Below are 23,784 nucleotides of genomic sequence, written 5' to 3' on the forward strand. Positions count from 1 at the left end.
ATCAAATTATAATAATTATCATTAATTAGATTTCACGCTATTATCCCTTTAATATCAACGATTATAAAGAATTTGTTTATAACTTATTTTATTAAATTATTATTTATTCGACCATTTTGGACAAATTTAGCCATTTTTATTTATTCGTTAGTCAGTTGAAATTACTAATCAAAAATCGTATATGTGCTTATATAGTTAGTGCTAGGTCAAGTCGCCGGGTGCCAGCATTAACTCAGTGGTGTCGTTTGACTTACTTGGGTTCGCTTTTTAATATATACAGCCATCACCTTCCAGCCAATTCTGGTCCAATGATAGCAGTCACACCAAGTAGGCGCTGCTTCTAAACAAAAAAGCAGTCTACTAAGATTTACCTAATCAAATCCTAGTAGACTGCTTCTTATTCAATTACTGTATCTATCAAAAGTTATTTAACCCGTTTATTCCCAATCATAGTCAGTCGGATCTTGCAGTCCGCGGCCCGTCGCCTTGTCCAACATAATCCGTTGTTCAAAGTGCGCGACGTTACGTTTTGTAGCTTTGACCATGTCTGGGTTAACCGAAACATAATCAATCCCGCTTTGAATCAAGAAGTTCGTGAAGTCAGGGAATTCAGATGGTGCTTGCCCACAGATTGAGACCGTCTTGCCATCTTTATGCGCAGTCTTGATCAAGTGGCGAATTGCCCGTTTAACGGCTAAGTTCCGTTCGTCAAAGAGACTGGCAACTTGATCATTATTCCGATCACAGCCCAAGAGTAGCATCGTCAAGTCGTTAGACCCAATTGAGTACCCATCGATGAACTGGTTGAACTTGTCGGCTAAAATGATATTTGATGGAATTTCGGCCATCATGTAAACTTTGAAGTCGGCATTCCGAACTAAGCCTTCACCGGCCATAATGTCGGTGACCCGTTGTGCTTCAGCGACCGTCCGTACAAATGGAATCATGACGTTCAAGTTCTTCAAGCCGTATTCGTTGCGAACCTTCTTAACGGCGCCCAATTCGAGCTTGAACGCATTAATATACTTCGGATCGTAGTAACGGGAAGCTCCCCGCCAACCTAATAAGTCCGCGGATTCGTGCGGTTCATACTTTTCGCCGCCTTTAAGCTTCCGGTATTCACTCGACTTAAAGTCTGACAACCGTAAGACGACTGGCCGTGGTGCCATGGCCCGGGCAACCTTCGAGATGCCTTCAGCCAACATATTAACGACTTTTTCAGGATGGCCTTGTTCGATCAAGTAGAGTGGATGTTCGTGAATGTATGTGGTCCAAAGGAATTCTTCACGCATTAACCCAATCCCATCAGCCGGCAAAGTCGAATACTTTTCCGCTAACTCAGGATCGCCTAAGTTCATCATCACGCCAGTAGCCGTTGGTGCAAAGGTTTCAGCCGCGACAACTTGACCAGCCGCAGCGGTTGCTGGGGCGCTCTTCTTCAAGAGGCTTTCAACCTTGCCTTGATAGACAACCCCATTCTTCGCATCGACCGTCACCACATCGCCAGTCTTCAAAACTTCTGTCGCAGCGACATGCCGGCTTTCCGTCCCAACGATACATGGAATCTGCATTTCCCGTGAAACGATGGCCGCGTGACACGTCATCCCACCATTATTGGTGACAATGGCAGCCGCTTTCTTCATTGCTGGTACCCAGTCCGGTGACGTCATTAAGGTGACTAAGACTTCACCTTTCTTGAATTGATCGATATCCTTGGGGTTATCAATGACATGAACCACGCCACTGGCTAAACCAGGACTAGCTGGTAAACCACGAACAACCACTTTTGCATCTGCTTCAGCGACCACGTTATCATCTCCAGTTGTGCTGGTCTTATCTTTATTACGCTGTGACCAAACGGTTTCTGGCCGTGCTTGCACGATCCAAAGCCGGTTCGTGTTCACATCCAAGGCATATTCCATATCCATGTAACAGCCATAATGTTTTTCGATTTCTTTAGCGTAACCGGCTAACTCTAACACTTGGCTATCGGTCAAGACCGGCTTTTCTTGTAATTCAGCGGGAACCGCTTGTTCTTTCGTCCCACCATTAGCAACCCGCATCAATTCAACCGGTTGTTTCACAATATTGCGTTCAACAATTTGCATCGAGCCCTTGTCGATCACAAAGTGGTTCGGGGTGACTTTCCCTAAAACGATGTATTCGCCTAAACCACGAATGCCATCGATCACAATCTTGGTGTCATCCCCATTAGCAACGTTAACGGAGAACATAATCCCCGATGCCTTGGAGAAGACCATCATTTGAACTGCGGCCGATAACGCGACTTTCTCATAAGGGAACTGTTGCTTATGACGATAGTACGTTGCGCGATCCGTAAACAGCGATGAATAACACTGTTGCACCCGGTTAACGACGTCCGCGGCGCCCTTAATATTGAGATAAGATTCCTGTTGACCAGCAAACGAAGCGTTCGGTAAATCTTCCGCCGTGGCTGAAGACCGAATGGCAACGAATGGATTGGACTGTCCCATCTTATCGGCTAAGTCCACATAAGCTTTTTGAATATCATTTGCAAGATCCGTTGGCATGGTCGCCCCAACGATCAAGTTACGAATCTGTTCGCAAGTGGTATGTAGTTCATCTGAATCTTCGTAGTCCTTAATGCCTTTTAGTAAGGCATTAACTTTATCGTTTAAGCCCGTAGCTTTCATAAAGTAACGGTAAGCCCGCGCAGTAGTGGCAAAGCCATAAGGAACCGGCACCTTCATTGAAGACGTCATTTCCCCTAACGATGATGACTTCCCACCAACTAAATTAACATCTTCACGATGTAAATCCTTAAACCATAAAACATTTGCTGTATCGCGACTACTCATGATATTACCTCCCTGTAACTGTTAACATCAACTTCAGGTCAAGTTAAGCTGTTCCAAAAAGTGAAAGCGTTTTCATTTACAACTTCATTGTAGTTCACCGATGCACAAAGTGTAAAGCCGATTTCACACTTTTTGTTTAAATTATTCTAAAGCCTCGTAGAACGACGACAGCGCTTTAGCTGGTGTTTACAAGGACACTTTATTATCGATAATTGCCGGTATCATCCAGAAGCCAGCAGTTCAACGGCGGCAATCCAACAAAAAAAGAGATAGCTTTAACTATCCCTTCTCGTTTAAATTACCACTTTGTTGTCATTGACTGGCCCCATTAATTGCAATTGAAAATTAGCCATTTTTGTTATGAAAAGTGATTAACGTCGCTAGTCGTCAACGGCTTTTAGCAAGGTCTTTAAATCCGCTTGCTTATTTAACACCGTCACTAATTGTTGTCCCGTCTTTTCGTAAGTCATCGATTCAAAAACGTTAACCAATGTTTGCGCATCATTAGGTGTGCTTATCTGTAACGTTGTCAACTTGGCAAAGATGTTAACACTCGGATTCACATCAAAGATGGCGGCCACGTCTGGTAACATCTCACCCAATGGTAGCTTATTCGTATAGTTGCCGCTACTAAAATAGGCGTGCAAACAGAACATTAAAATCGCCCGTTCGTACATTGACAATGCGGCTAACTGCTTCTTTACTTCTGACATCTTTATCTTACCATCCTAAATTTTGACTTCTTAAGTATCATAGCACACTGCCGGCGGGTTCTTAAAAAGTCCGACGGCTTTTACTAGCCACTAAAGACAATTCAAGCATTTCGCAAAATGCTAGTTTCAAAAATCATGACTCATTTACATACACGATAACTCAAAAAGAGATAGCAAAAACTCTCTTTTAAGAGACTACATCACACATTGCATTTAACAAATCCATAGCAGCTTTTTCACCAGGTCTTGGTAACATAATTAAACATCAATATCAGCAGAAAATATTACTCATTCAGTATCAACAGCCTTTTTCTCTAAATCGATATTCAAGAATTTAATAACATCTATCATATGAAACACTTTGTACCCTTTATCATGAAGCTCTTTCACCCGTCTAGGCATTGGATCATTTGTTATGATGACGGAATTTGCAGATTTAGCAATTGACTTATAAATTTTGGCATCTATTCGTTCTTGAATTTCTACCTTAATCCTATTGATCAAATCATCTACATTACCAGATCCATCCTTAAAATAAAGTGGCTTCATTAAATTCAAAGAGTACGTTGGAACGACTGTTTTTTTCAAGGAGATCATATCTACGTCATCATAAGTCTCAGCCTTATCAAGTAATCCGTAATGTTCTTCAACAACGTTTCCAACAATTTGGGGTGTCTCCAAATAATTAAACTTTCGCGCACCAATATCTGTCTTTTCCGCCGCAGAACTTAGCCCACCAATGTAACCCATTGGAACTTGAATATTTGTCAAAACATTATCCGCACTTAAAACTGCCCTCATTGTCATATTCTTTAATTCATGAGCCATCGATTTAGTTAAATGCTGCTCAACGTAACGGTAATCAGATGGATACTTATCTTTTACTTGTAAAAACAAATCATTTTTATCCATCATCGATTTTCCATCGATTCCAATGCCTACATAAAAAATCTCACCTGTTTCTTTAATGTACCATTCATAAACATTATAATTGTCGTTCGCTTTGTTTTGCTGACCAGAATCAGTAACTGACGTTAACTCAGATAACACTTTCTTTCCGGTATGACCGTCACGCGTACTCAGTAGCACTGATTCTGGAATATTATGAACCAAGGCTCCACCAATAAACTGTCCTTGCTCATCAAGCATCACTAGACTCTTATCTAATTTTGATTTTTCATCATTCATTAACGCATTAACAATTGCACTAGCTGTCTCATCATCGGCCGAATAACCAAGTGTTAGTAAGAAGCGTAATGGTTTATCAATCTGCTTTCTTTCTTCGATTTTCTGTTTTAACATCTGCATCAACCGGCAAAAATGAACTGCTTGTTGATAACTATCAGTTATTGTCCCAATTGTTTGATTTGAAATAGCCTCAGTTTTAAAATATGCTATTATCATGTTCCCTTGAACAAAATAATTAATCTTTTGCATCAGTAGTTGAAGCTCGCCCATCTCTTTAGACGGCACATTCTGTTCTTTAGATTTTAATATCTGTGCAATTGTGCCACCGACCAATTGTCCTTTACTATCTAGATGTAAAATAGATTCTTTGACCATTGACTCTTCATTTGCCAATATCTCTTTTGAAATACGATCTATATCTTTGCTCTCCCCATAGACTGGCATTAAATACAAGCCAACCTCATTCGATAATTCAAGATGTGTTTCCATTTTTCCTTGATTATCTCTCAGATATTCATAGACACGTTTAGAATAATCACTTGAATCATCAATAAACCGTTCATAATTTTGCCAATCATTTTGTTTATTAAATATGACAATTAGAGACTTGAACCTTTCTTCATAAAAATAATTGAAGTGAAAATCAAAATGAAGTTGCGAATGATGCTCCTCCTTTTCAGAAAGTTCATCTGACTGTCGTTCGCGTTGAGCTTGTTCCGCAATCTTTTGTTCCCGTAAGATCCTTATCTGACGCTTTTTCTCCAATCTTTCTACTTCTAATTGTCTAAGACGATTTTCTTCTTGCTTGATCTGCTCTTGTCGCGCCTGTTCCAGTTGTGCTTGGTGCTCTTGCTCTAATTCTTGTTGCTCTTTCTGCTGTTGTCTCTTCTTACCATCTCGCGCAACCCAGAAAACAACCCCCATAAATACAATCACAAAAACAAATCCCATTTTTTTGCCCCTTACCCTTTATTTGATGACCTCTCCTCTAGAGCTGTCTATTAAAAGTATATCAAATGATTTTTATAGTAAGCAATATCAAATTTAGTGACTATCGAATCAGGTCCGATTGTTTTATCGCTACAATATCTCCTGCATCCCAGGTTGCAAGAATCCAGTTAGGTTATTAAAGGCAGTTTTACCAAATTCTGTGTACGTTCGCTCTAAAAACAAACTTGGAGCATAAAATAAGGACCAGCAACCACTATTGGGTCACTGGTCCTTATTTTATTAGCCACTCTATGCTAACTCAAACTTCTGGAAATGGGCTTTCAAGTAATCCAACGTCAAACTTTTAGCCGTTTTAATCAACTGCTTAGGTTCACCACTAGCCATTAATCGACCCCCAGCCTGACCGCCTTTAGGTCCCAAGTCAATTAAATAATCGGCATTGGTCATCAAGTCTAGATCATGGGTGATGATAATAATTGTGGCGCCTTTCGCCTTCAAACTATTAATCACGCCCAGCAATGTTTGGACATCTTGAGGATGCAAGCCCACAGAAGGTTCATCAAAAATAAACAGTGTTTTGTTTTGACGCTTATTCAAATGACTCATCAGCTTTAACCGTTGGGCTTCACCGCCCGACAAACTCGGCGTGCTTTCGCCTAAATGCAAATAGCCTAGACCCATCTCATCCAACAATTGTAACTGTTTCTCAATCTTAGGGACGGCTTCAAAAACAGCTAAGGCATCACGGACGGATAAATTCAACAAATCGACAATGTTATAGCCATGCCAGCGAATCTGCTGAATCTCATCCTTGTAGCGCGTGCCATGGCAGTATGGACAGACTTCTTCCATATCTGGTAAATATTGAATATCCAGTGTAATCGTGCCGAGCCCACCACATTGCTCACAGGCCCCTTGCTTATTATTGTACGAAAAATAAGCAAGACCGTATTTTTTAGCTTTGGCAGCTGGCAAACTCGCAAATAATCGCCGTAAATTATCCATAATTGTCGTGTAAGTCGCAATTGTTGACCGCGTATTTTTACCGATGGGCTTCGCATCGACAGACACGACATCGGTTAGATGGGTTTTAAGCCGCTTCACTTGTTTGGGCAACGCTGCCTTTTCATTAACCGCTTTGATCGCGGGCACTAGACTATCTAAGATTAGACTCGTCTTCCCAGCACCGGAAAAGCCAGTGACCGCTGTAATTTCATTACCCGGAATCGAAACAGCCACGTCGTGTAAATTAAAGTAATCTTGCACTTCGAATTCGGTCGTCAACTCACTCGCTTTTTTAGCAGTCGGCACCTTAGCATGCATAATCGACGCTTGACCTGAGATATACGGGCCAATCAACGATTTTGGATTACCGACTAACGATTGCGGCGTACCTTCAGCGATCACCTTTCCACCAGCATCGCCGGAACCGGGACCAATCTCAATCACCCAATCAGCCGCTTCAATGATATCGACTTCATGATCAACGACCACTAACGAATTTCCTTGGGCAATCAGCTCTCTAAAGATACGAATCAAGCCTTTGACGTTATCTGGATGTAGCCCAATCGACGGTTCATCCAAAACATACAACACGCCAGTCGTCTCCGTTCGAATCGTCTTGGCAAGTTGGAGTCGTTGTAATTCACCGGTAGACAACGTATTCCCATTGCGTGCTAACGTTAAGTAGTCCAGCCCTAGTTCCAGCAGTGGCCGCAACGTATCCGTTAAGTTTTTAAATAGAATGGTCGCCATCGCCGTCATTTCTTGTGGCAAGTCTTGTTGGGCTTCAGCTTGCCAATCAGCTAAAGTTCCCAGCGTGAGATCCGCGACTTCGGCAATGTTCTTACCGCCAACTAATTGCGTTAATAATTCCGGATTCAAGCGTGTCCCATGACAAGTTGGGCAAACTGAAAAGTGGAAGAATTGGTTCACCTTATTAATTGCGCGTTCACTTTTAACCGTTTTAAGTGAATCATAGACCGCCGCATGGGCATTTTCATACAACGTTTTATCGGTATGGAAGACCCGCCCCGTTGACGTCCGAAAGTCGACCGGATATTGTTTCTTCGCGCCATTCAACACAATGTCTTTTTCATGATCAGTTAAGTCTTTATAAGGAACATTGATGCGCACGCCCAGGGTTTCTGCCACAGTCGGCATAAAGTTCCGACCAGGTAAATGCCATGACGCTACGACCCCTTCAGCCAGGCTCAAATTCTCATCGCCAATTAATTTGGCTTCATCTAATTCCCGAACTTTCCCGGTCCCATGACATTCTGGACAAGCGCCACCAGAATTGAAGGCAAAGTCTTCCGCAGACTTCGCCATAAATTCAACGCCGCATTCTGGACACGTCACATACCCCATCTTGCTATCGGCGCCACCGGGAAGGTCCATCGACTGCGCCACTTTGAGACTAGGCGCCAGTCGATGCCCGTTGGGACAAACCATTGAGCCCAACCGTGAAAAAATCAATCGGACCACGTTGAACAATTCACTCATCGATCCGACGGTTGACCGTTCAGACGGGACACTCGGCCGTTGACGTAAAGCAATCGCGGACGGAATATGCTTGACTTCTTGGACTTGCGAACGTTTGCTTTGACCAATACGCCGCCGTGTATAGGTTGAGAGTGCCTCTAGATAGCGCCGCGACCCTTCCGCATACAAAATGCCCATCGCTAACGAGCTCTTACCTGATCCCGAAGGCCCTGAAATAGCCACAAAGCGATTTAGGGGAATATCAACATTAATATTTTTTAAATTATGGACGTTACCGCCCCGTACACTAATATGTTCAATCTGCTTTTCATTCGTTACCATAATTAGCCACCTTTAATCTCAATCCTAACCTAATCCAGATTATTTTGAAAACAAACCTACATTGGACTCAGCTTTAATCATAAACTGTCCCGTTTGGTTACAGTCAATAGGAATAACGAAATTTATTTACAAAAGTTGGTCATTTCATCATCAAGGCCACTAATCCACCATAGCTTTAATCACAAAAAAAGAGCCTTTGGATTTTACAACCCAAAGACCCGATTACCTCATAACGTAAATTATCAGGATTTTCGAGCATACCCGACCATGGGTACGCCTACGCGTCTAATCATACCATGACTGGACACCGTTTAAAAGTCAAAATTCATTATGACCATAATTAAACCTTTATAAGTGGGTATTTCACGTTTGATGCGTTGGATTAAGTTACCACTTACGACTTACCTTTAATACCTGAGACGAGATTAATCTGTTCCTGACTATTTTCCCAAAGTTCTTGCGGCGTGTAGACATCTTTATCAAAAAGAATCACTGCGCCATTCGGTTCAACCCGTGCATTTGAGCCAAACCACGCCCAAGTCGGTGCCATTAGCAAGTTAAGCCGGTTGCCCTTCCCCCGCTTAGGCGACCACGCCGACACATAATTATCCATATAATGAGTTCGCATATATCGAGTCTGACCATTATCAAATTCGATAGCTAACAAGTTCGCAGCCATCCAAACCTTGACGGCCTTTGGAAAATCCGGTGACATCATTAACCCCTCCTCAAAATTGAGCTAGACATTGGCAAAAAACAGCTTTTCTAACCGCGACCAATCTCAACAACTTGTCGCTGTTTTGAAAGCTTTAGGATAGTCGCATCAATGCCATTTAAGAAAGCGCTATCATTAATCTCATATTAACACGATTTCAACTAAACGGACGATTTAGTTTTAATTACCAGGTTAACCAGTACGTTGCCATCGATGCGCTTCGACCCCTTCGGCGATGGGTAAAGTGACGACTACGGTTGTTTTACGGCCTATAGCTAGTATAATACAGGTATGTCCTAAATCTTTTACCTAAGAGGGGTCTTAGCATGACTGAATATTTTCTTGTTAATCACCAAGATTATTTCGCGGCTGGCTTTATTGTGAATAACGGCGCCGCGTATATCGATACCACGACGGGACTCGACACCGCAGCAACCGCCAAGACTGATGATCCGGCACGGGCTAAAGCCGCGCTATATCAACAGGTGCTGACTCGCCCCACTGTCGGTAGTGAACGTAACCAATTAACTGAGCCCGAACAAGTTCAGCTAACTCAACAACTTGATGACCGATTTAAAGTCATCAGCACGGACAACTTACAAAGTTGTTAATCCACTTAATCCGAGGCGATCATAATGACCGAAAATATTAAAAAGAACGAGACTAAAAAGGATGACAATCCATTTTGTCATGCCGGCATGACCTGTGCGCCTGGCTGTGGTTGCGCCAGTAGCGATGGCATCTGCCGTTGTCCAATGATTTCAGAACGCAAATGTGCCTGCGACGGCTTCTGTGGGGTCCCTAAACACTAATAGCTGACCTCTTCATGGCGCTGAAGTTGTCCCATTTTAAGCACAATTACTCAAAACGTACCGTCAAGCCTCAGATTACTACGGCTTGACGGTACGTTTTTAAAATATCATAAGTATTCGGCGCTAATCTAAAGTCAACGCCTGCTGGTTGGACTTACCGCCTACCGGTTGAATAACTGAACTTAAAATAATCAATCGTTAACTTTTTAATCCCCGTTAGTTAACACCGGGTGGGCCAGAATTAGCTTTCAAACGCGGCCACCACGTTCCAGCCGATTCTGACCCAACCAGAGTGACAGTTTAAGCCTACTAGCACCAAGCGTAATTGTTAACTCATTCAAGTAACCCTTTCATTTTTCACTAGGATTAAAATCATCGGCTGAAGAAGCGGTAACACCGGCGTAAAAGCTCCTCAGGCGATTCATTGTAAACTAAATCAAGGTCATGACGCGCCTTGAGCTGCGCTTTACCAACCGTCGCTAACAAGCTGTGCGACACCCCTTCACTCAGCAGTAACGTATAGTCAATTTGCTTGGATAATGCAGTAGTCGTGATCCATGAAATACTGCGTTCTTGATCATTCACGATTATCGGATCGATTCCAAACGAGCGGAACATCTGATTGAGTCGCTGTGTCCGTTGCCAAGTAACCACCAGCACCTTTTTCCCAGTCAACTTAGCCACGGCATCCGCCGGCAATAAACTTCGGTAATCCTTACGCGCATGGCGTCGGTGTAGCTGTACCTCATGCTGCAGTCGTAATTGGCTAGGTGTAACATCACGAAAGACCGTCGTAACCAAAACCCGATTACCATCAATTTTCCCCGCATAAACAACGTTCTCCGATAGCCGTTTCTTAGCCGGGCCAACACATCGATACTGTTGATAAGCCTGACCATTAACTACTTGAAAATAATAACCGCCCCGGTGCTTAACCAAATAACCAAAAATTCGGTTACCATCATTCACCATCACGTCTTCTAACAGAATCTTCCGATACTGCTGATAAGCACTCGGTAACCACTTAACAGTCCCTATCCGGTCAACCGTTAGCTCACGCATCACCTGATCTACTAACGGCAACGTTGTTAACTGCGACTGATTCTTAGGCTGACGTCGCAACTGTATGTTTTCTTTTAACAACATTGCGGTCCGTTCATGCGCTCTTTGAAGGGCAGTATTCAATCCCATCACTTGGTGTTTAAAATCATGATGCTGCTTAAGTTTCTCTTTTTCTTTAGCCGTAATCGGTCGTTGTTCCTGATTAAGGGTTGCTTGCCGCCGCGCTTCGGTCATTTTTTTCTCAGCTTGAGCTGCAATAATCAAACTATACGTGAGCCAATCACTAGCCCCGTTAATATAAGTTTCAGTCTGTGTTAATCGGTGTCGAAGATTCTGCTGATCTACCAATACTTGGTCACGACTCTGTTGAAGCTGTACAACCTGAGCTTTGGTTTGTTGCAAGTTCGCTTGCGTTGCTTGCAATTGATGCTTCATTTGGTGTAATTGTTGCCGCAATGCATGCGCCTGATCTTGGTCCTGTTTCGATTGTTTAAGCTTGTTTAATTGCCGTTTTAAACGTCGATTTTCTTGTTTTAACTTAGCATCTGGCTTCTCTTTAGTAGCCACTACTGGTTTTGGTGTTGCAGGTGCAGCCGTTGACACATGGCGCTTGCAATAACGCTCAATTAACGCCTGCTTAGCTTCTCGTGCCTGGTCTTGATAGTCAAAACGTTCAGCTTGATCACTCTTTTTATCAAGTTGATAAGTCATCTTTTTCACCCCATATTCCCCTCCGCTCAACTAATTTATTTAAGTGTATCACGGATATTGCGAAAGGGGAACGCACGTTTATAGATGGGTTAATGATTTATACGCTACACATCATTAGTTACAGCCGAAAATATTTTTTCTTAAATATTCAGGGAACAATAAATTCATCATTTAAGCTCAACTAAAAAGGGACCGATACCAGATATCGGTCCTCTTACAAAATGACTAGTGACTCTATCTCTGCCTTTGACAACTTAACAGCCAATTTTTTGTTCACCCGCTGATACACCAACTTGGTATAACAAACATGTTTTTTAATTTGCACTAAGTGTCCCTGAGTAATTAGATTTACATTTTCGTCTGTCAATTTTATTTTCCTTTCCTAAATACTTTTCTAGTTACTACTGATAATATTTGTCCTAAAAAGAGCCGCCCCAGATTCAGAGCCGCCCTAATTTAATTGATAATTATTTTTCCAGCTTTGTCTTGATTAACACTAAAATTGCTGACACAACACAATTCAAACTAAAAATTGATTTTTCTTATTTCAATAACCATCATTTAATTAGACGATAGTATTGATTAGGTGACGTCGGTGCTCCTGCAACTCTCTCCAAAATTCCCATTACAGTTAAATGTTTTAGTGCATTTCTAACCGAACTCAGACTATAATTATCTACAGCTGCCGACAATTCACGCGTACGGACTGTTCCATGCTCATACGCGAGCCCCACAGCTGCCTGTTCAATAAAGTTTAATTGTTTCCAGTCTTCTCCAATTTTTGATTCTAAATCATCATTTGAGCTCTACAATACTAGCTACAGCTCCGTAATTCTCTTTCAAGCTCTACAGTACTAGCCACAGCTCCGTAATTCTCTTTCAAGCTCTACAATACTAGCTACAGCTCCGTAATTCTCTTTCAAGCTCTACAATACTAGCTACAGCTCCATAATTCTCTTTTGAGCTCTGCAATACTAGCCACAGCTCCATAATTCTCTTTTGAGCTCTGCAATACTAGCCACAGCTCCGTAATTCTCTTTCAAGCTCTACAATATTAACTACTGTTTTAAATACTAAGTTTACTTTTTAGTATACCAGCTTTTAAATACTATATATGTACCAAAAAAGAGACAGCCACAGCCATCCCTCTCAAATTCATCTATTTACTTAGCTACTTCATGATTTTCATCCAACATATATTGGAATTCAATCGTCCCAGCCAACAAGTCGGCTTTAAACAAGCCTTGCGTCCCGTTGTTTTCATCTGACATCACAACGAAGTAACTAGCTCCTTCGTCAACGACGTGTTGGAAACTCACGTATTCGCCCTTAAAACCATTCTTACGAAACAACCCAATAATCCGGATCATTTCGCGTTGTGTGACTTCGTTTGCTGCTGTTTCACTCATGTATTCAAATACCCCTATCAATTTCTCTTCGTCTTAACCAATCAAATCTTATGCTTTACATCTATATAGGTGCCACGGGAATTACGGGGAGCTTTTTCACGCCACTCACAATTCGCTAAATCTTAATGGCTAGTAACCACTATCTGACTTCAACTCAGCCAACTTATCTTCAATTAACTGATTCGCAATGCCAAAAGCTTTCAGTCGGCGTTTGGCTAAAGTCAATTGCGACTTATACCGTGATGGATTTTCTTTAGCTTCAAAAGTCTTCACAACTTCACGAATCTTATGCAAGGTTGAATCAATTTGCCGTTTGGCTTCTATTAATTCTGCTTCATCATACATGCAAAGTCCCCCTTGATTTTTAGAAAATGCATCAACTAACTTGAAAGTGGCAGTGTCCATTTAGCGTCCACTAGCGGCCGTTTGTTGTCATTAATTGCCAATCTAATCCTAAGTTATCTCAACTTAGCCAGTTTTAAAGCCATAAAAAAGCGCCCCCCACTAAGCGGGCGCTTCTTGAAAATCTAGTAAATAATCAGCTGATTATTTGCCTAACTTTTCTTTGCCTAAAACGTTCAACTTTTCGTCGAAGTCATAAACAACTGGTTCACCAGTAGCCATTTCCAAGTTCATGATATCATCATCAGAGATGTTTTCGATGTACTTGCTTAAGGCACGTAATGAGTTACCATGGGCTGCGATGATGACATTCTTGCCATCAAGCAACTTAGGTGCAATTTGGTCTTCCCAGAAAGGCATAACCCGTTCCAAGGTAACCTTCAAGTTTTCGCCACCAGGGACGATGTTAGGGTCTAAGTCAGCATAACGACGATCGTTAACAGCTGAACCTTCATCATCAGCACTCAATAATGGAGGTAAAACGTCGTATGAACGACGCCAGATATGAACTTGGTCGTCACCGTATTTTTCAGCGGTTTCCTTCTTGTTCAAACCTTGTAAAGCGCCATAATGACGTTCGTTTAAGCGCCAAGTCTTGGTTTCAGGAATCCAAAGTTGGTCAGATTCTTCCAAAACATAGTGCAATGTCTTGATGGCACGAGTCAAAACTGAAGTGAAGGCGTAATCGAACTTCAAGCCGGCTTCGGCAACTTTCTTACCAGCAGCCTTGGCTTCTTCAACACCCTTTTCACTTAAATCAACGTCAACCCAACCCGTAAATTGGTTTGACAGGTTCCATTCACTTTGACCGTGACGAATCAATACTAATTTTGCCATAGCAGTTAATGACCTCTTTCATTTATTATTTACTTCATTCATTTTACACTGAAACGCTGAAAAATCAAAATATTATCAGGGTTTATTTGCAGAATCATGATGTGAATTTAAACTTTTTTTCAAATGTAATTGCGGTTTTAATCCGTGAACCGGTTTCACACCGATAATGTCTAAAATGAAGTTAAAAATCGGTACTCCGACGATCAACCCCCAAACACCAAAGAGCCGTTCACTGACTAATAAAACAACAAAAGTGTAAAAGACGGGAATTTCTGTCCGGCTCGCCATAAACTTCGGATTCAACACGTATGCTTCCAGCAGATGTACGACCGCAATCATGACCACCATATAAACCACATACTTCAACCCACCGACTGAATAAGCAATCAGACTTAGCGGAATCAATGAAATAATCACCCCCGCCACCGGAATCAGGCTCAATAGAAAGATCATCAAGCCCAAACTGATCAGCTGTGGCATACGTAAAAACGCCATAAAGATCAGTGTAATCACAGTGTTCACAATCGCAATCATAAACTGGGCTTCTAGGACCACGCCAAAGCTATTCACAAACTTCTTCGCAAAAAAGTAAACATCCTGGAAGAACCAACCAAAGGTACTCGTTAAAAAGCGTTGTGAAAACCGATGCATCTGGCGGTCTTCAACGGTAAAGAAGAAACTCAAAACCAATGACAAGAAGAAGGTGACGCCCATATTACCAATATTAGTAATGTACTTAAACACCACTGAAATGCCCGTTTTCACTTGCTTAATGATATCGGATTCCTGAAAATACGACGACACCCAGCGTAACAATTCATTCGTATCATTCGAGGGATTTTGATAGAACTCGTAGACGGATTGAAACGTCATTAACGTCTGCTTAATCAACTGCGGCAAATAGGCCGTCACCGCAAAGTACATCCCCAGCACCACTAACGCATACACCGCTATCACAATCAACGCACTCGGTACTGGCACGTGCTTTTGAATCCAGCGCACCAATCGCGTCACCAAAAAGGTGAAAATAAACGTTAATAAAATGATACTCATCATGCTAGATGCCAAATACAAAATCACCACAATTAACGCCAATACGCTGGCCCGCCGCAACCGGACGTTATGAACAAAGTGTGACCAAAGTTCCAAAACATTCAACTCCCTTTAAAACGCTCCCTTTCATTGTAACTGAAAACGGTTTAAAAAAATATGAAACTGTGATGCTTATTTCAACTTTCTATGGGTTTATTTTCATGAAAGCTTGCCACTCTGGTTGGGTCAGAATCGGCTGGAACGTGGTGGTCGCGTTTTTGAGCCACGGGGCGGTCTCAAAAGCCGGGCTTTGACTTAGCCGGAAGGTCACCGACTAAGTCAAACGACACCACTGAGCCAATTCTGACCCGCCCGGCGTTATCTTAACGATGTATTTTTAGCTAGACGGTTAATTTTTAAAATACCCAGCTCTACCAATAACCGTCAGATAAACAGTTTTGAAGACTAAGATAATTTCAAAACTAACCCTTATTGTCCGTGCCCAGCTCATCCAACTAATAGCTAGCCCAGTCGGAACTGGCCAGAAATTAACGCCGTGGCGAGCCAGTTAGCCGGTGATTTCCCCGGCTTAGTGGCTGGGCCGACCTTTAAGACTTGGGTTCTAGGCTTAAAGGCGCCTGACTGACCGTACTTCGGCTGTCAGGTCCGCCCCACCGCGTTAAATTTCTGGACAGTGGAGACGACAATCGATAACACAATAAAAAACGTGTCGGTAACTAAGGTCAACCCAAAGTTACCGACACGTTAGTTTTCATACTTTAACTATTTAAGAAAAATGCATCTTCAAGCTTTCAAGACCCAAGGCTTGATGAATGATTTCCGAAGCGCCACCTAACAAGGCCGCTGACTGCACGTTCTTAGTAGCAATGATTGGTACTTGCCGGCTTGGCGAGGACATCTTAGCCGTCATGTTGCGGATATCCGTCAACAGTTGTGGCAAGATTTCTAGCACGCTGGTGTTCAAGACAACCACATCCGGTGCAAAGGCCGTTGACACGTTCGCAACGACTTTTGACAAGTAGTAAACGAAGTCATCAAAGACTTGCGTTACTTCAGGATTGTGGTTGATATAATCATGCTTAACCGCCGTTAAATCTAAGCGATCGACATGCTTAATTGCCTTTAACTTCGCCCAAAGTGACTTTTCGGATGCATAGTCGTTGGCCGATTCCATATGATTTTCGAGCTTCCGGTCTTCCAGTAAAGCCGTCCCAACTTCACCGGCTTCACCTTCATGCCCGGAGTACAACCGTGAATCCGCCACAATTCCGGCATGAATCTCGTCACGAACGACCACGGAGACCACATTATCGAAGATCTCATTGTCGTGGAAGTCGCGTTCAAAGACCGCCGTTAAGTTGGCTTTCTTCTCGAGCATAACTGGTATCCGCAGTTTATCACGCAAATATTTTGCCAAGTCAAAATGTGCTAAACATTTAATTGGCGTCTTTAAAATCTTATTTTCATAAATGATACCGTCCAAGGCAATTGCGACCCCCATCAAGCCGTGGACCGTGCCATAATCGTCAACGTTACGCAATTGATCCTCAATCAAATCAATCACATCAGTCAACGTCATATCCGTTGTCTTAAAGCTTTGGAAATGCAGAATCTTGCCGTTGAAACGTGAATACATTAATTTGACCGCCGTCTCTGACAAATCGATGCTAGCCACAAAGCCATAGTTAACGTTTAATTCAGCCATGACTGGTTTACGACCACCATTCTTGGTGCTAACACCGCAACCAATTTCCTTGATGTACTGCGCCCGCAAAAGCTGATTGTAGATATCAGAAACCGTCACCTTATTCAAACTTAAGTTCCGTGAGATTTGACTACGACTGATCGGACCTTCATTGATAACTTGCTGAAGAACCTGTTTCTCGTTGGTACTGCGCATGACATGTTTATTAATAATCATACTTACATTTCGGTGTCCACTTAAGTTTTATTGAATAGCCTTTTAAATGCCGAAGTTCGTGTTACTCAAAAGTCCTTCTGGCGCTGCCATGCATCCAATAAGACTTACGTTCACCTTAACCCCCTAGTCTGTTAATATTCTAAAGCATCAAACTGAAATAGTACACAAAATAGTCATATTTATACCCGTTTTGACATTTGACGGCTTAAAAAATGCCCCAATTCGCGATACAAATTCTGACTGCCCCCATTTTGTTCCGCTACACGCAAGAAATGAATTTATTCACTCTTACTCATCTATTTATAACAGTTTTTATAAAAAAATCACCGATTCACACTTAAAATTAAGCGTTTTCTCGATGATTGTAAAGTCAACTACCATACCGGCGGCCAATTTTAAATTATTTAAATAATTTTTTTGCTGCTTGAACTGGTGATGTATGCTCGCTAGCCGCCGTCTGTAGCACGGTTCGAACGTCTTGGTCGCTTAATGCATCTGCATCGATGCCAGCTTCCTTCAATTCAGAACGCGTTGACTTGATTTGGCTGCTAGTCACGGCTGAACCATTGACGGCCTGCTGTGAGCTCGTCACGGTGTATTCATTGCTACCAGAATAATTTTTAGCCGCACTTTGTTCTGCACTGGTCAAGCCAGAGCTACTGCTATTAGCTTTACTCTTGGCCGTACTGCTACCCGTTGAACGATCATTGTCTGATTGGCTACTCTCGTCATCCGTCGTTGACTGACTACTTTGCGAACTCCCATTAGCAATCACTGGCGTCGAACCCGTCAAGGATTTCAAAGCTGCGTTATTTTGCTTCCGTAAAGCATGGGCCTTTTTGTAAATATCCTTATAATAAGACTGACTAAAGGTCTTACTTTGGAAAAGCACGGTTAACACACCATTAGAATCCGTAAATTCATTGGATTGATTTAATTCCAACGCTTTTTGATACTCACTCGCATAGGTCTGCCGTTTTTTCAAGATCTTCTTAATCAGCTTCAATTCGGTCTTCGCCCGGGTGACTAGCACGCTGGACCCGTTTTTCGTCTTGGAGACGGTGGTAAAGCTCGTCTTCGCATCTGAAAACTGCCGTTCTTTGATGGCATTGGCACCGTCAACATACGTTTGAGTCTGTTCTAAATAACGTTGTGCGGCCGCATCGTTGGCTTTCGTCCGTGACGCCCGACTGAAGAACGATTCTGCTTGTGTGTAATTTTTATCTTGAATGGCTTCTTTACCATAACGCATCGCTGTTGTATACGCAGTCGTCTGTTCGCGGTGCTTTGAATAGGTATAACCGCTGACACCAATCACAATGACTGCTGCGACAATCACCCACATCCACTTTTTCAAAAATGACACCCCCATTAGTTGGTTTCCATAAATTAGAACCTAAGCCTATTATACATTGTTATGCCGATTTTTTAAGGTTGAATCTCCTCGAACTTCTATCAGTTTCTCGAATATCTTGAAATTTAATAAATTATTAAATGACGAACCGCGACCCACCATTTAGTTAACCGTTTGCACACAAATGTCTTAGAACCAAGTGCTTACATTCCCATTTTCATTGGCGTATAATATATTCTGTATTTTTAATCGAGAAAGGATCCTTATTGTAATGCTAGAAAAGACTTTTTATCGCAGCTTGTTAAGCCACTCTTTCAATATTCCAATCCAGGTTAACTATTGGGATGGCACTAGCGAAAACTACGGTGGCGATGGTACTCCCGATGTAACAATTACCTTTAAAGAAGCCATTCCCATGCACGATGTTACCAGAAATGCGTCAATTGCGCTTGGCGAAGCTTACATGGATGGTAAGATTGAAATCGATGGCAGTATTCAAAAGTTGATTCGCTCAGCCTATGAATCTGCTGAAAGCTTCTTCAACGTCTCTAAATTCAAGAAGTTCATGCCCAAACAATCCCATTCTGAAAAGAAGAGCCAAAAAGACATTCAGAGTCATTACGATGTGGGTAACGACTTCTATGAAATGTGGTTAGACCCAACGCTGACTTACTCTTGTGCCTACTTCCAAAATGAAGATGACACTTTGGAACAAGCGCAAATCAACAAAGTTCACCACATCATTCAAAAGTTGAACCCTGAACCTGGCAAGACCTTGCTAGATATCGGTTGTGGCTGGGGAACCTTGATGTTGACAGCCGCCAAGGAATACGGCTTAAAAGTAGTTGGGATCACCTTATCCCAAGAACAATACAACTTGGTTGCTAAGCGGATCGAAGACGAAGGCTTAAGTGACGTTGCTGAAGTTCGGTTGGAAGACTACCGTGAACTTGGCGACGAAACTTACGACTACATCACCAGTGTTGGGATGTTTGAACACGTTGGGAAAGCCAACTTGAAGATGTACTTCGAACGCGTTAACCATTATTTGAAACCAGAAGGCGTGGCTTTATTGCATGGGATTACCCGGCAACAAGGCGGTGCTACTAATGGTTGGTTAGACAAGTACATCTTCCCCGGTGGCTACGTTCCTGGGATGACCGAAAACTTACAACACATCGTTGACTGTGGCTTACAAGTCGATGATGTTGAAACCTTACGTCGGCATTACCAAAAGACGACCGAACTCTGGGACGTCAACTTCAATGCTGCACGCGAAGCCATCGAAGATAAGATGGGCACCCGCTTTACGCGGATGTGGGACTTATATCTCCAAGCTTGTGCCGCTTCATTTGAATCTGGTAACATCGACGTCATGCAATACCTTGTCTCAAAGGGACCTTCTTCACGGAACTTACCAATGACACGGGAATATATGTATGATGACAACACCGTTAATGCTTAAAGCTTAATCAAAAATTGCGCTTAGTCAGCTGACTAGGCGCAATTTTTTTGTATTATCGTTTTTTCCGCTCCGGGGGGACTGGATTTGACGCTGGAACGTGGTGGCCACGTTTATGAGCCAAAAATGCGGTCTCATAAGCCGGGCTTTCTCTAGACCGAGTAACCCACTCGCTCAAGAGAAATTTCACCACTGAGCGTCATCCAGTCCCCCCTACGCTAATTAATTTCACTGTAGTACGCTTGACCGCACTTTCCTTCTAAAACAACAAATAATATAGGCCACTGATCCCAATAAATGCGTAAATACCGCGCCGAACTAGTTGGATATTCATGTGGGTTAACAACCGGGCCGCAATCGCGGTGCCAATGAACGCGCCTAACATACCGATTAGGATCACTGGAATCACGGCAACCGTTAAAATGCCACTAGCGACTCGAATACTAGTGATGTAAATGATATCGATTAAGAAAAAGGTCTGCATATTAGCCGTATAGTCGGCAGTTGACTCTGATAGTGATAAGAAATATAACGCCATCAACGGGCCACCAATTCCGAATAAGCCATTGAAGAAGCCAGAAATAATCATAAAGCTACCGGCAATATAAAACGGATACCGTTGCGTTCCTGCTTGTTTGGATAGCGTAAAATAGATTGCCAAGCCGACTAATAAGCCTCCCAGCAATAACCGTAATAATTGCAGATCCAAGACTTGGCCCAAATGAACCGACCAGGCAGCCACACTGGCATAGACGATAAACGGTATGATGATACGTTTGAGCTTTATGGCTTGATGATAGCGCCCAACCAACATGATGACACTGGCTGCCATAATTAAACCCGCCACCCCCGCACTTTGATCGATGGGAAGCAACGCTGGGAGAAAAATCATCATGATGATTGCAGCGCCAAAACCGGTTAAGCCTTGGACCAGACCAGCTAGAATAGCTGGCAAAATGATTAGCAATTGTGACATTTTTGGGCGCCCCCTTAGTCTATTGGCAGAATGTGTTCACCCTACAAAAAAAGACCGGTTTCCCAGTCTTCATAAGCTTAATCGTTAAATATGCAGTACTAGCACAAATATCATAACTGCACCTAAGCCAATCACCACCGACAACGTCATTGAGCGCGTGCGATAAGCGACGATACCCACTAAAATCGATGAAATAATCAGGCCTAAATTACCGGAAGTCATAATGTTGTACTTACTATCAACGAAGACACTCTTGACCACTAGCGCTGTAAATAGCGATACAGGGACAAAACGCATCCATTCGTTAAACCATTCCGGAATTTGCCGCTTCGTGAAGAATAGCAACGGAAAAAAACGTGGAATAAACGCCACGATTGCACAAAAGATAATCAACCAAAAATGGTCCATACTAGTCATTGAACTAACTGATTGCATAATCAAAACTCCTCGGTGCCCTACTTGTCAGATTCTTCCATCGCCGTTTGGCTAGTTGGATCGTGAACCTTATATAACAGATGACTTTCCGGCTTACGTGCTAATAAATGGCGCTCGATAAAGTAGCCAGTCAACGATGCGATCAACGTTGCCACTACTAAGCCTAACGTACTCTTCATCAAGACCAAGAAGAAAATCGTTAAGACGCCTGATAACGCACAGACTAAAATTGTTAAACGACTCTTTGTTTGCATAACTGCCATATAAATAAATAGCGCCGTCAAAGCAAAATCAACCACACTCAAGTTGATGGTCAACGCACTCCCAATCAAACTGCCGATAATATTGCTGACAGTCCAGAAAAGTAAGGAATAGTGTTCAACCAATAGTGCTTGCGTGGGTTTCCAATGTTTATCCGTTGCAAACTTCAAATAGTTAACCGCGTAATTTTCATCATTCATCGAAAAAGCGAACGCAAAAATGAACGGTAACGGCTGGCCCTTAAGGTAACGTGATAAACTCGACCCTAACAGCGCATACCGTAGTTCTAGGAAAAACATCATCAAAATAATTGTCGTCATTGGTGCATTGATAGTTAACATCGATGCAATCAAAAATTGGGCACCACCGGAAAAGACCAACACTGAAATTAACGCTGTCAGTAGATGGTTGAACCCGGCTGCATGCAATAAGACCCCACAAGCTAAACCAATGGGGATATAGCTAAGCCCAAGTGGCATTACTGTCCGTAACACCGCTAACCAATTTGGCTCGTTCTTTTTCACCAAGAATGCCTCCAGTACCATACCAGTAAAGAATTCTAGCAACATTGTGTGATGTCTATTTGCTTAGACATTCGGGTTTAATTTTAACATGTTTCAAGCTGCAATCCTACCTTTTCACCGATATTGTTCGGTTTAAGCCCATATGTAATCGTTTCCCTAAGTCCGGTGCCACTAAAAATGTCTCCCCAAGATTACTAAATCATTCGGGCGTTGATCTAATTCAGCGACCGCTGGCAAGAAGCCCCATTGTTCAAAGCCAAACTTCTTAAATAACTTGATACTCGGCAAATTACTGGAAAAGATATAGGCCACTAACGTTGTTAAGCCGACCGTGGTCATCTGAGTCGGAATCAATGTCAAGACCTGACTCCCCACGCCTTGACCTTGAACACTTCGATCCAAATAAATTGAAATCTCTGCTGTCTTAGCATAGGCAGCCCGACCATAAAATGGCGAAAAGCTCATCCAGCCGACAACTTGGTCATCAGCTTGGACAACCCATAGCGGGTAATGATTGGCTGAGTGAGCTAAGAACCACGGCCGCCGCTGATCCACCGTCACTGGTTTGAGATCCGCCGTCACTTGATGGCTCGGAATCGTTTGGTTATAAATATCCACAATCAATGGTAAGTCTGACATGGTCGCCGTTCGTAGCGTCACATCCATGTTATCAACATCCTTTCGAAAGCTCTTACATTTTCGACCTAATTCCATTATACATTTTTATGCAGTTAGATGATATTCCTTTTTCAATCAGTTTATATCACTATTTAAGTCTGTCTATCGTTGTGATGACTGATCATTAACTTGCCGCTCCGGGTGGTCTGGCTCGATGCTGGAACGTGGTGGCCACGTTTGGAAGCCTTAAGGGCGGTCTTCCAAGCCGGGCTTTGACTAAGACCGGGAAAGTCACCCGCTCTAAGTCAAACGACACCACTGAGCATCATCCAGCCCACCCTGCGCTAATTAATCGACCAATTGGCTAGTTAGTGGTTAGGGTCAAGACCAATTAGATCAACGGAAAGCAAACCTAGGTCATCATGTACAGCCGTTTCGTCCCGAAAATCATGTCCTAGCAACCAGTCTAACCCACTACAAACATGTTAGTGAACTGGCACCAACGCACATTTTAAATAACGCTCTATTGACTAATACGAATTCTCTATTAGTAACCGGTTAATTAACGCCGGGCGGGTCAGAATTGGCTCAGTGGTGTCGTTTATCTTAGACGGTGATTTTCCGCCTTAGATAAAGCCCGGCTTATGAGACCGCCCTGTGGCTCATAACCGCGGCCACCACGTTCCAGCCGATGCTGGCCCAACCAGAGTGGCA

The 23,784-nt window shown here is 42.7% G+C and carries 19 protein-coding genes; 2 read left to right on the plus strand and 17 right to left on the minus strand.

Annotated elements, in window-relative coordinates; translation table 11 throughout:
- Window positions 1-437: 437 nt before the first annotated feature.
- The 5 genes from ppsA to FFM80_RS10975 all read right to left on the minus strand — a co-directional run bounded on the left by ppsA (window position 438) and on the right by FFM80_RS10975 (window position 9,233).
- Entirely contained in the window at window positions 438-2,840 is a 2,403-nt protein-coding gene (gene ppsA / locus FFM80_RS10955) for a phosphoenolpyruvate synthase (protein ID WP_137640829.1), read from the minus strand.
- Window positions 2,841-3,220: 380 nt separating this feature from the next.
- A complete protein-coding gene (locus FFM80_RS10960; RefSeq protein ID WP_137640830.1) occupies window positions 3,221-3,553 on the minus strand; it encodes a hypothetical protein in 333 nt (110 codons plus the stop codon).
- A 288-nt stretch (window positions 3,554-3,841) separates the two neighbouring features.
- Window positions 3,842-5,692, minus strand: a complete 1,851-nt coding sequence (locus FFM80_RS10965; RefSeq protein ID WP_137640831.1) for a GIY-YIG nuclease family protein — start codon at window positions 5,690-5,692, stop codon at window positions 3,842-3,844.
- Between the two features lie 288 nt (window positions 5,693-5,980).
- Window positions 5,981-8,518, minus strand: a complete 2,538-nt coding sequence (locus FFM80_RS10970) for an AAA family ATPase (RefSeq protein ID WP_137640832.1) — start codon at window positions 8,516-8,518, stop codon at window positions 5,981-5,983.
- Window positions 8,519-8,912: 394 nt separating this feature from the next.
- On the minus strand, window positions 8,913-9,233 hold the full coding sequence (locus tag FFM80_RS10975; protein ID WP_137640833.1) for a hypothetical protein: 321 nt from the start codon (window positions 9,231-9,233) through the stop codon (window positions 8,913-8,915).
- A 326-nt stretch (window positions 9,234-9,559) separates the two neighbouring features.
- On the opposite strand from FFM80_RS10975, the gene FFM80_RS10980 reads away from it, so the two are divergent.
- Window positions 9,560-9,844 carry a hypothetical protein gene (locus FFM80_RS10980; protein WP_137640834.1) on the plus strand — a complete coding sequence of 95 codons (285 nt, stop codon included), beginning with the start codon at window positions 9,560-9,562 and terminating at the stop codon, window positions 9,842-9,844.
- Window positions 9,845-10,417: 573 nt separating this feature from the next.
- Here FFM80_RS10980 and FFM80_RS10985 read toward each other — a convergent pair.
- From FFM80_RS10985 to FFM80_RS11015, 8 genes are all read right to left on the minus strand, one after another.
- Window positions 10,418-11,827: a hypothetical protein gene (locus FFM80_RS10985; protein ID WP_137640835.1), complete on the minus strand. Its 1,410-nt coding sequence runs from the start codon at window positions 11,825-11,827 to the stop codon at window positions 10,418-10,420.
- Between the two features lie 205 nt (window positions 11,828-12,032).
- On the minus strand, window positions 12,033-12,143 hold the full coding sequence (locus FFM80_RS14820) for a DUF3781 domain-containing protein (protein ID WP_223877345.1): 111 nt from the start codon (window positions 12,141-12,143) through the stop codon (window positions 12,033-12,035).
- Window positions 12,144-12,981: 838 nt separating this feature from the next.
- A complete protein-coding gene (locus FFM80_RS10990) occupies window positions 12,982-13,227 on the minus strand; it encodes a hypothetical protein (RefSeq protein ID WP_137633866.1) in 246 nt (81 codons plus the stop codon).
- Window positions 13,228-13,356: 129 nt separating this feature from the next.
- Window positions 13,357-13,572 (minus strand): hypothetical protein, encoded by a 216-nt coding sequence (locus FFM80_RS10995; protein WP_137640836.1) that lies wholly within the window; start codon window positions 13,570-13,572, stop codon window positions 13,357-13,359.
- Between the two features lie 201 nt (window positions 13,573-13,773).
- Window positions 13,774-14,466, minus strand: a complete 693-nt coding sequence (locus FFM80_RS11000) for a 2,3-diphosphoglycerate-dependent phosphoglycerate mutase (RefSeq protein ID WP_137616185.1) — start codon at window positions 14,464-14,466, stop codon at window positions 13,774-13,776.
- A 75-nt stretch (window positions 14,467-14,541) separates the two neighbouring features.
- Entirely contained in the window at window positions 14,542-15,615 is a 1,074-nt protein-coding gene (locus tag FFM80_RS11005; protein ID WP_171001090.1) for an AI-2E family transporter, read from the minus strand.
- Window positions 15,616-16,285: 670 nt separating this feature from the next.
- On the minus strand, window positions 16,286-17,440 hold the full coding sequence (locus FFM80_RS11010) for an ROK family protein (protein ID WP_137640838.1): 1,155 nt from the start codon (window positions 17,438-17,440) through the stop codon (window positions 16,286-16,288).
- Between the two features lie 400 nt (window positions 17,441-17,840).
- On the minus strand, window positions 17,841-18,797 hold the full coding sequence (locus tag FFM80_RS11015) for a hypothetical protein (RefSeq protein WP_137640839.1): 957 nt from the start codon (window positions 18,795-18,797) through the stop codon (window positions 17,841-17,843).
- Window positions 18,798-19,065: 268 nt separating this feature from the next.
- On the opposite strand from FFM80_RS11015, the gene FFM80_RS11020 reads away from it, so the two are divergent.
- Window positions 19,066-20,259: an SAM-dependent methyltransferase gene (locus tag FFM80_RS11020; protein ID WP_137640840.1), complete on the plus strand. Its 1,194-nt coding sequence runs from the start codon at window positions 19,066-19,068 to the stop codon at window positions 20,257-20,259.
- A 256-nt stretch (window positions 20,260-20,515) separates the two neighbouring features.
- On the opposite strand, the gene FFM80_RS11025 is transcribed toward FFM80_RS11020, so the two are convergent.
- From FFM80_RS11025 to FFM80_RS11040, 4 genes are all read right to left on the minus strand, one after another.
- Window positions 20,516-21,232: a sulfite exporter TauE/SafE family protein gene (locus FFM80_RS11025; protein ID WP_137640841.1), complete on the minus strand. Its 717-nt coding sequence runs from the start codon at window positions 21,230-21,232 to the stop codon at window positions 20,516-20,518.
- Window positions 21,233-21,316: 84 nt separating this feature from the next.
- Window positions 21,317-21,667: an AzlD domain-containing protein gene (locus tag FFM80_RS11030; RefSeq protein WP_137640842.1), complete on the minus strand. Its 351-nt coding sequence runs from the start codon at window positions 21,665-21,667 to the stop codon at window positions 21,317-21,319.
- Between the two features lie 20 nt (window positions 21,668-21,687).
- Window positions 21,688-22,473 (minus strand): AzlC family ABC transporter permease, encoded by a 786-nt coding sequence (locus tag FFM80_RS11035; RefSeq protein WP_137640843.1) that lies wholly within the window; start codon window positions 22,471-22,473, stop codon window positions 21,688-21,690.
- Between the two features lie 150 nt (window positions 22,474-22,623).
- Window positions 22,624-23,118: a GNAT family N-acetyltransferase gene (locus tag FFM80_RS11040; RefSeq protein ID WP_137640844.1), complete on the minus strand. Its 495-nt coding sequence runs from the start codon at window positions 23,116-23,118 to the stop codon at window positions 22,624-22,626.
- Window positions 23,119-23,784 lie beyond the last annotated feature (666 nt).

This window comes from Lactiplantibacillus dongliensis (genome assembly GCF_005405105.1).
Lineage (GTDB): Bacteria > Bacillota > Bacilli > Lactobacillales > Lactobacillaceae > Lactiplantibacillus > Lactiplantibacillus dongliensis.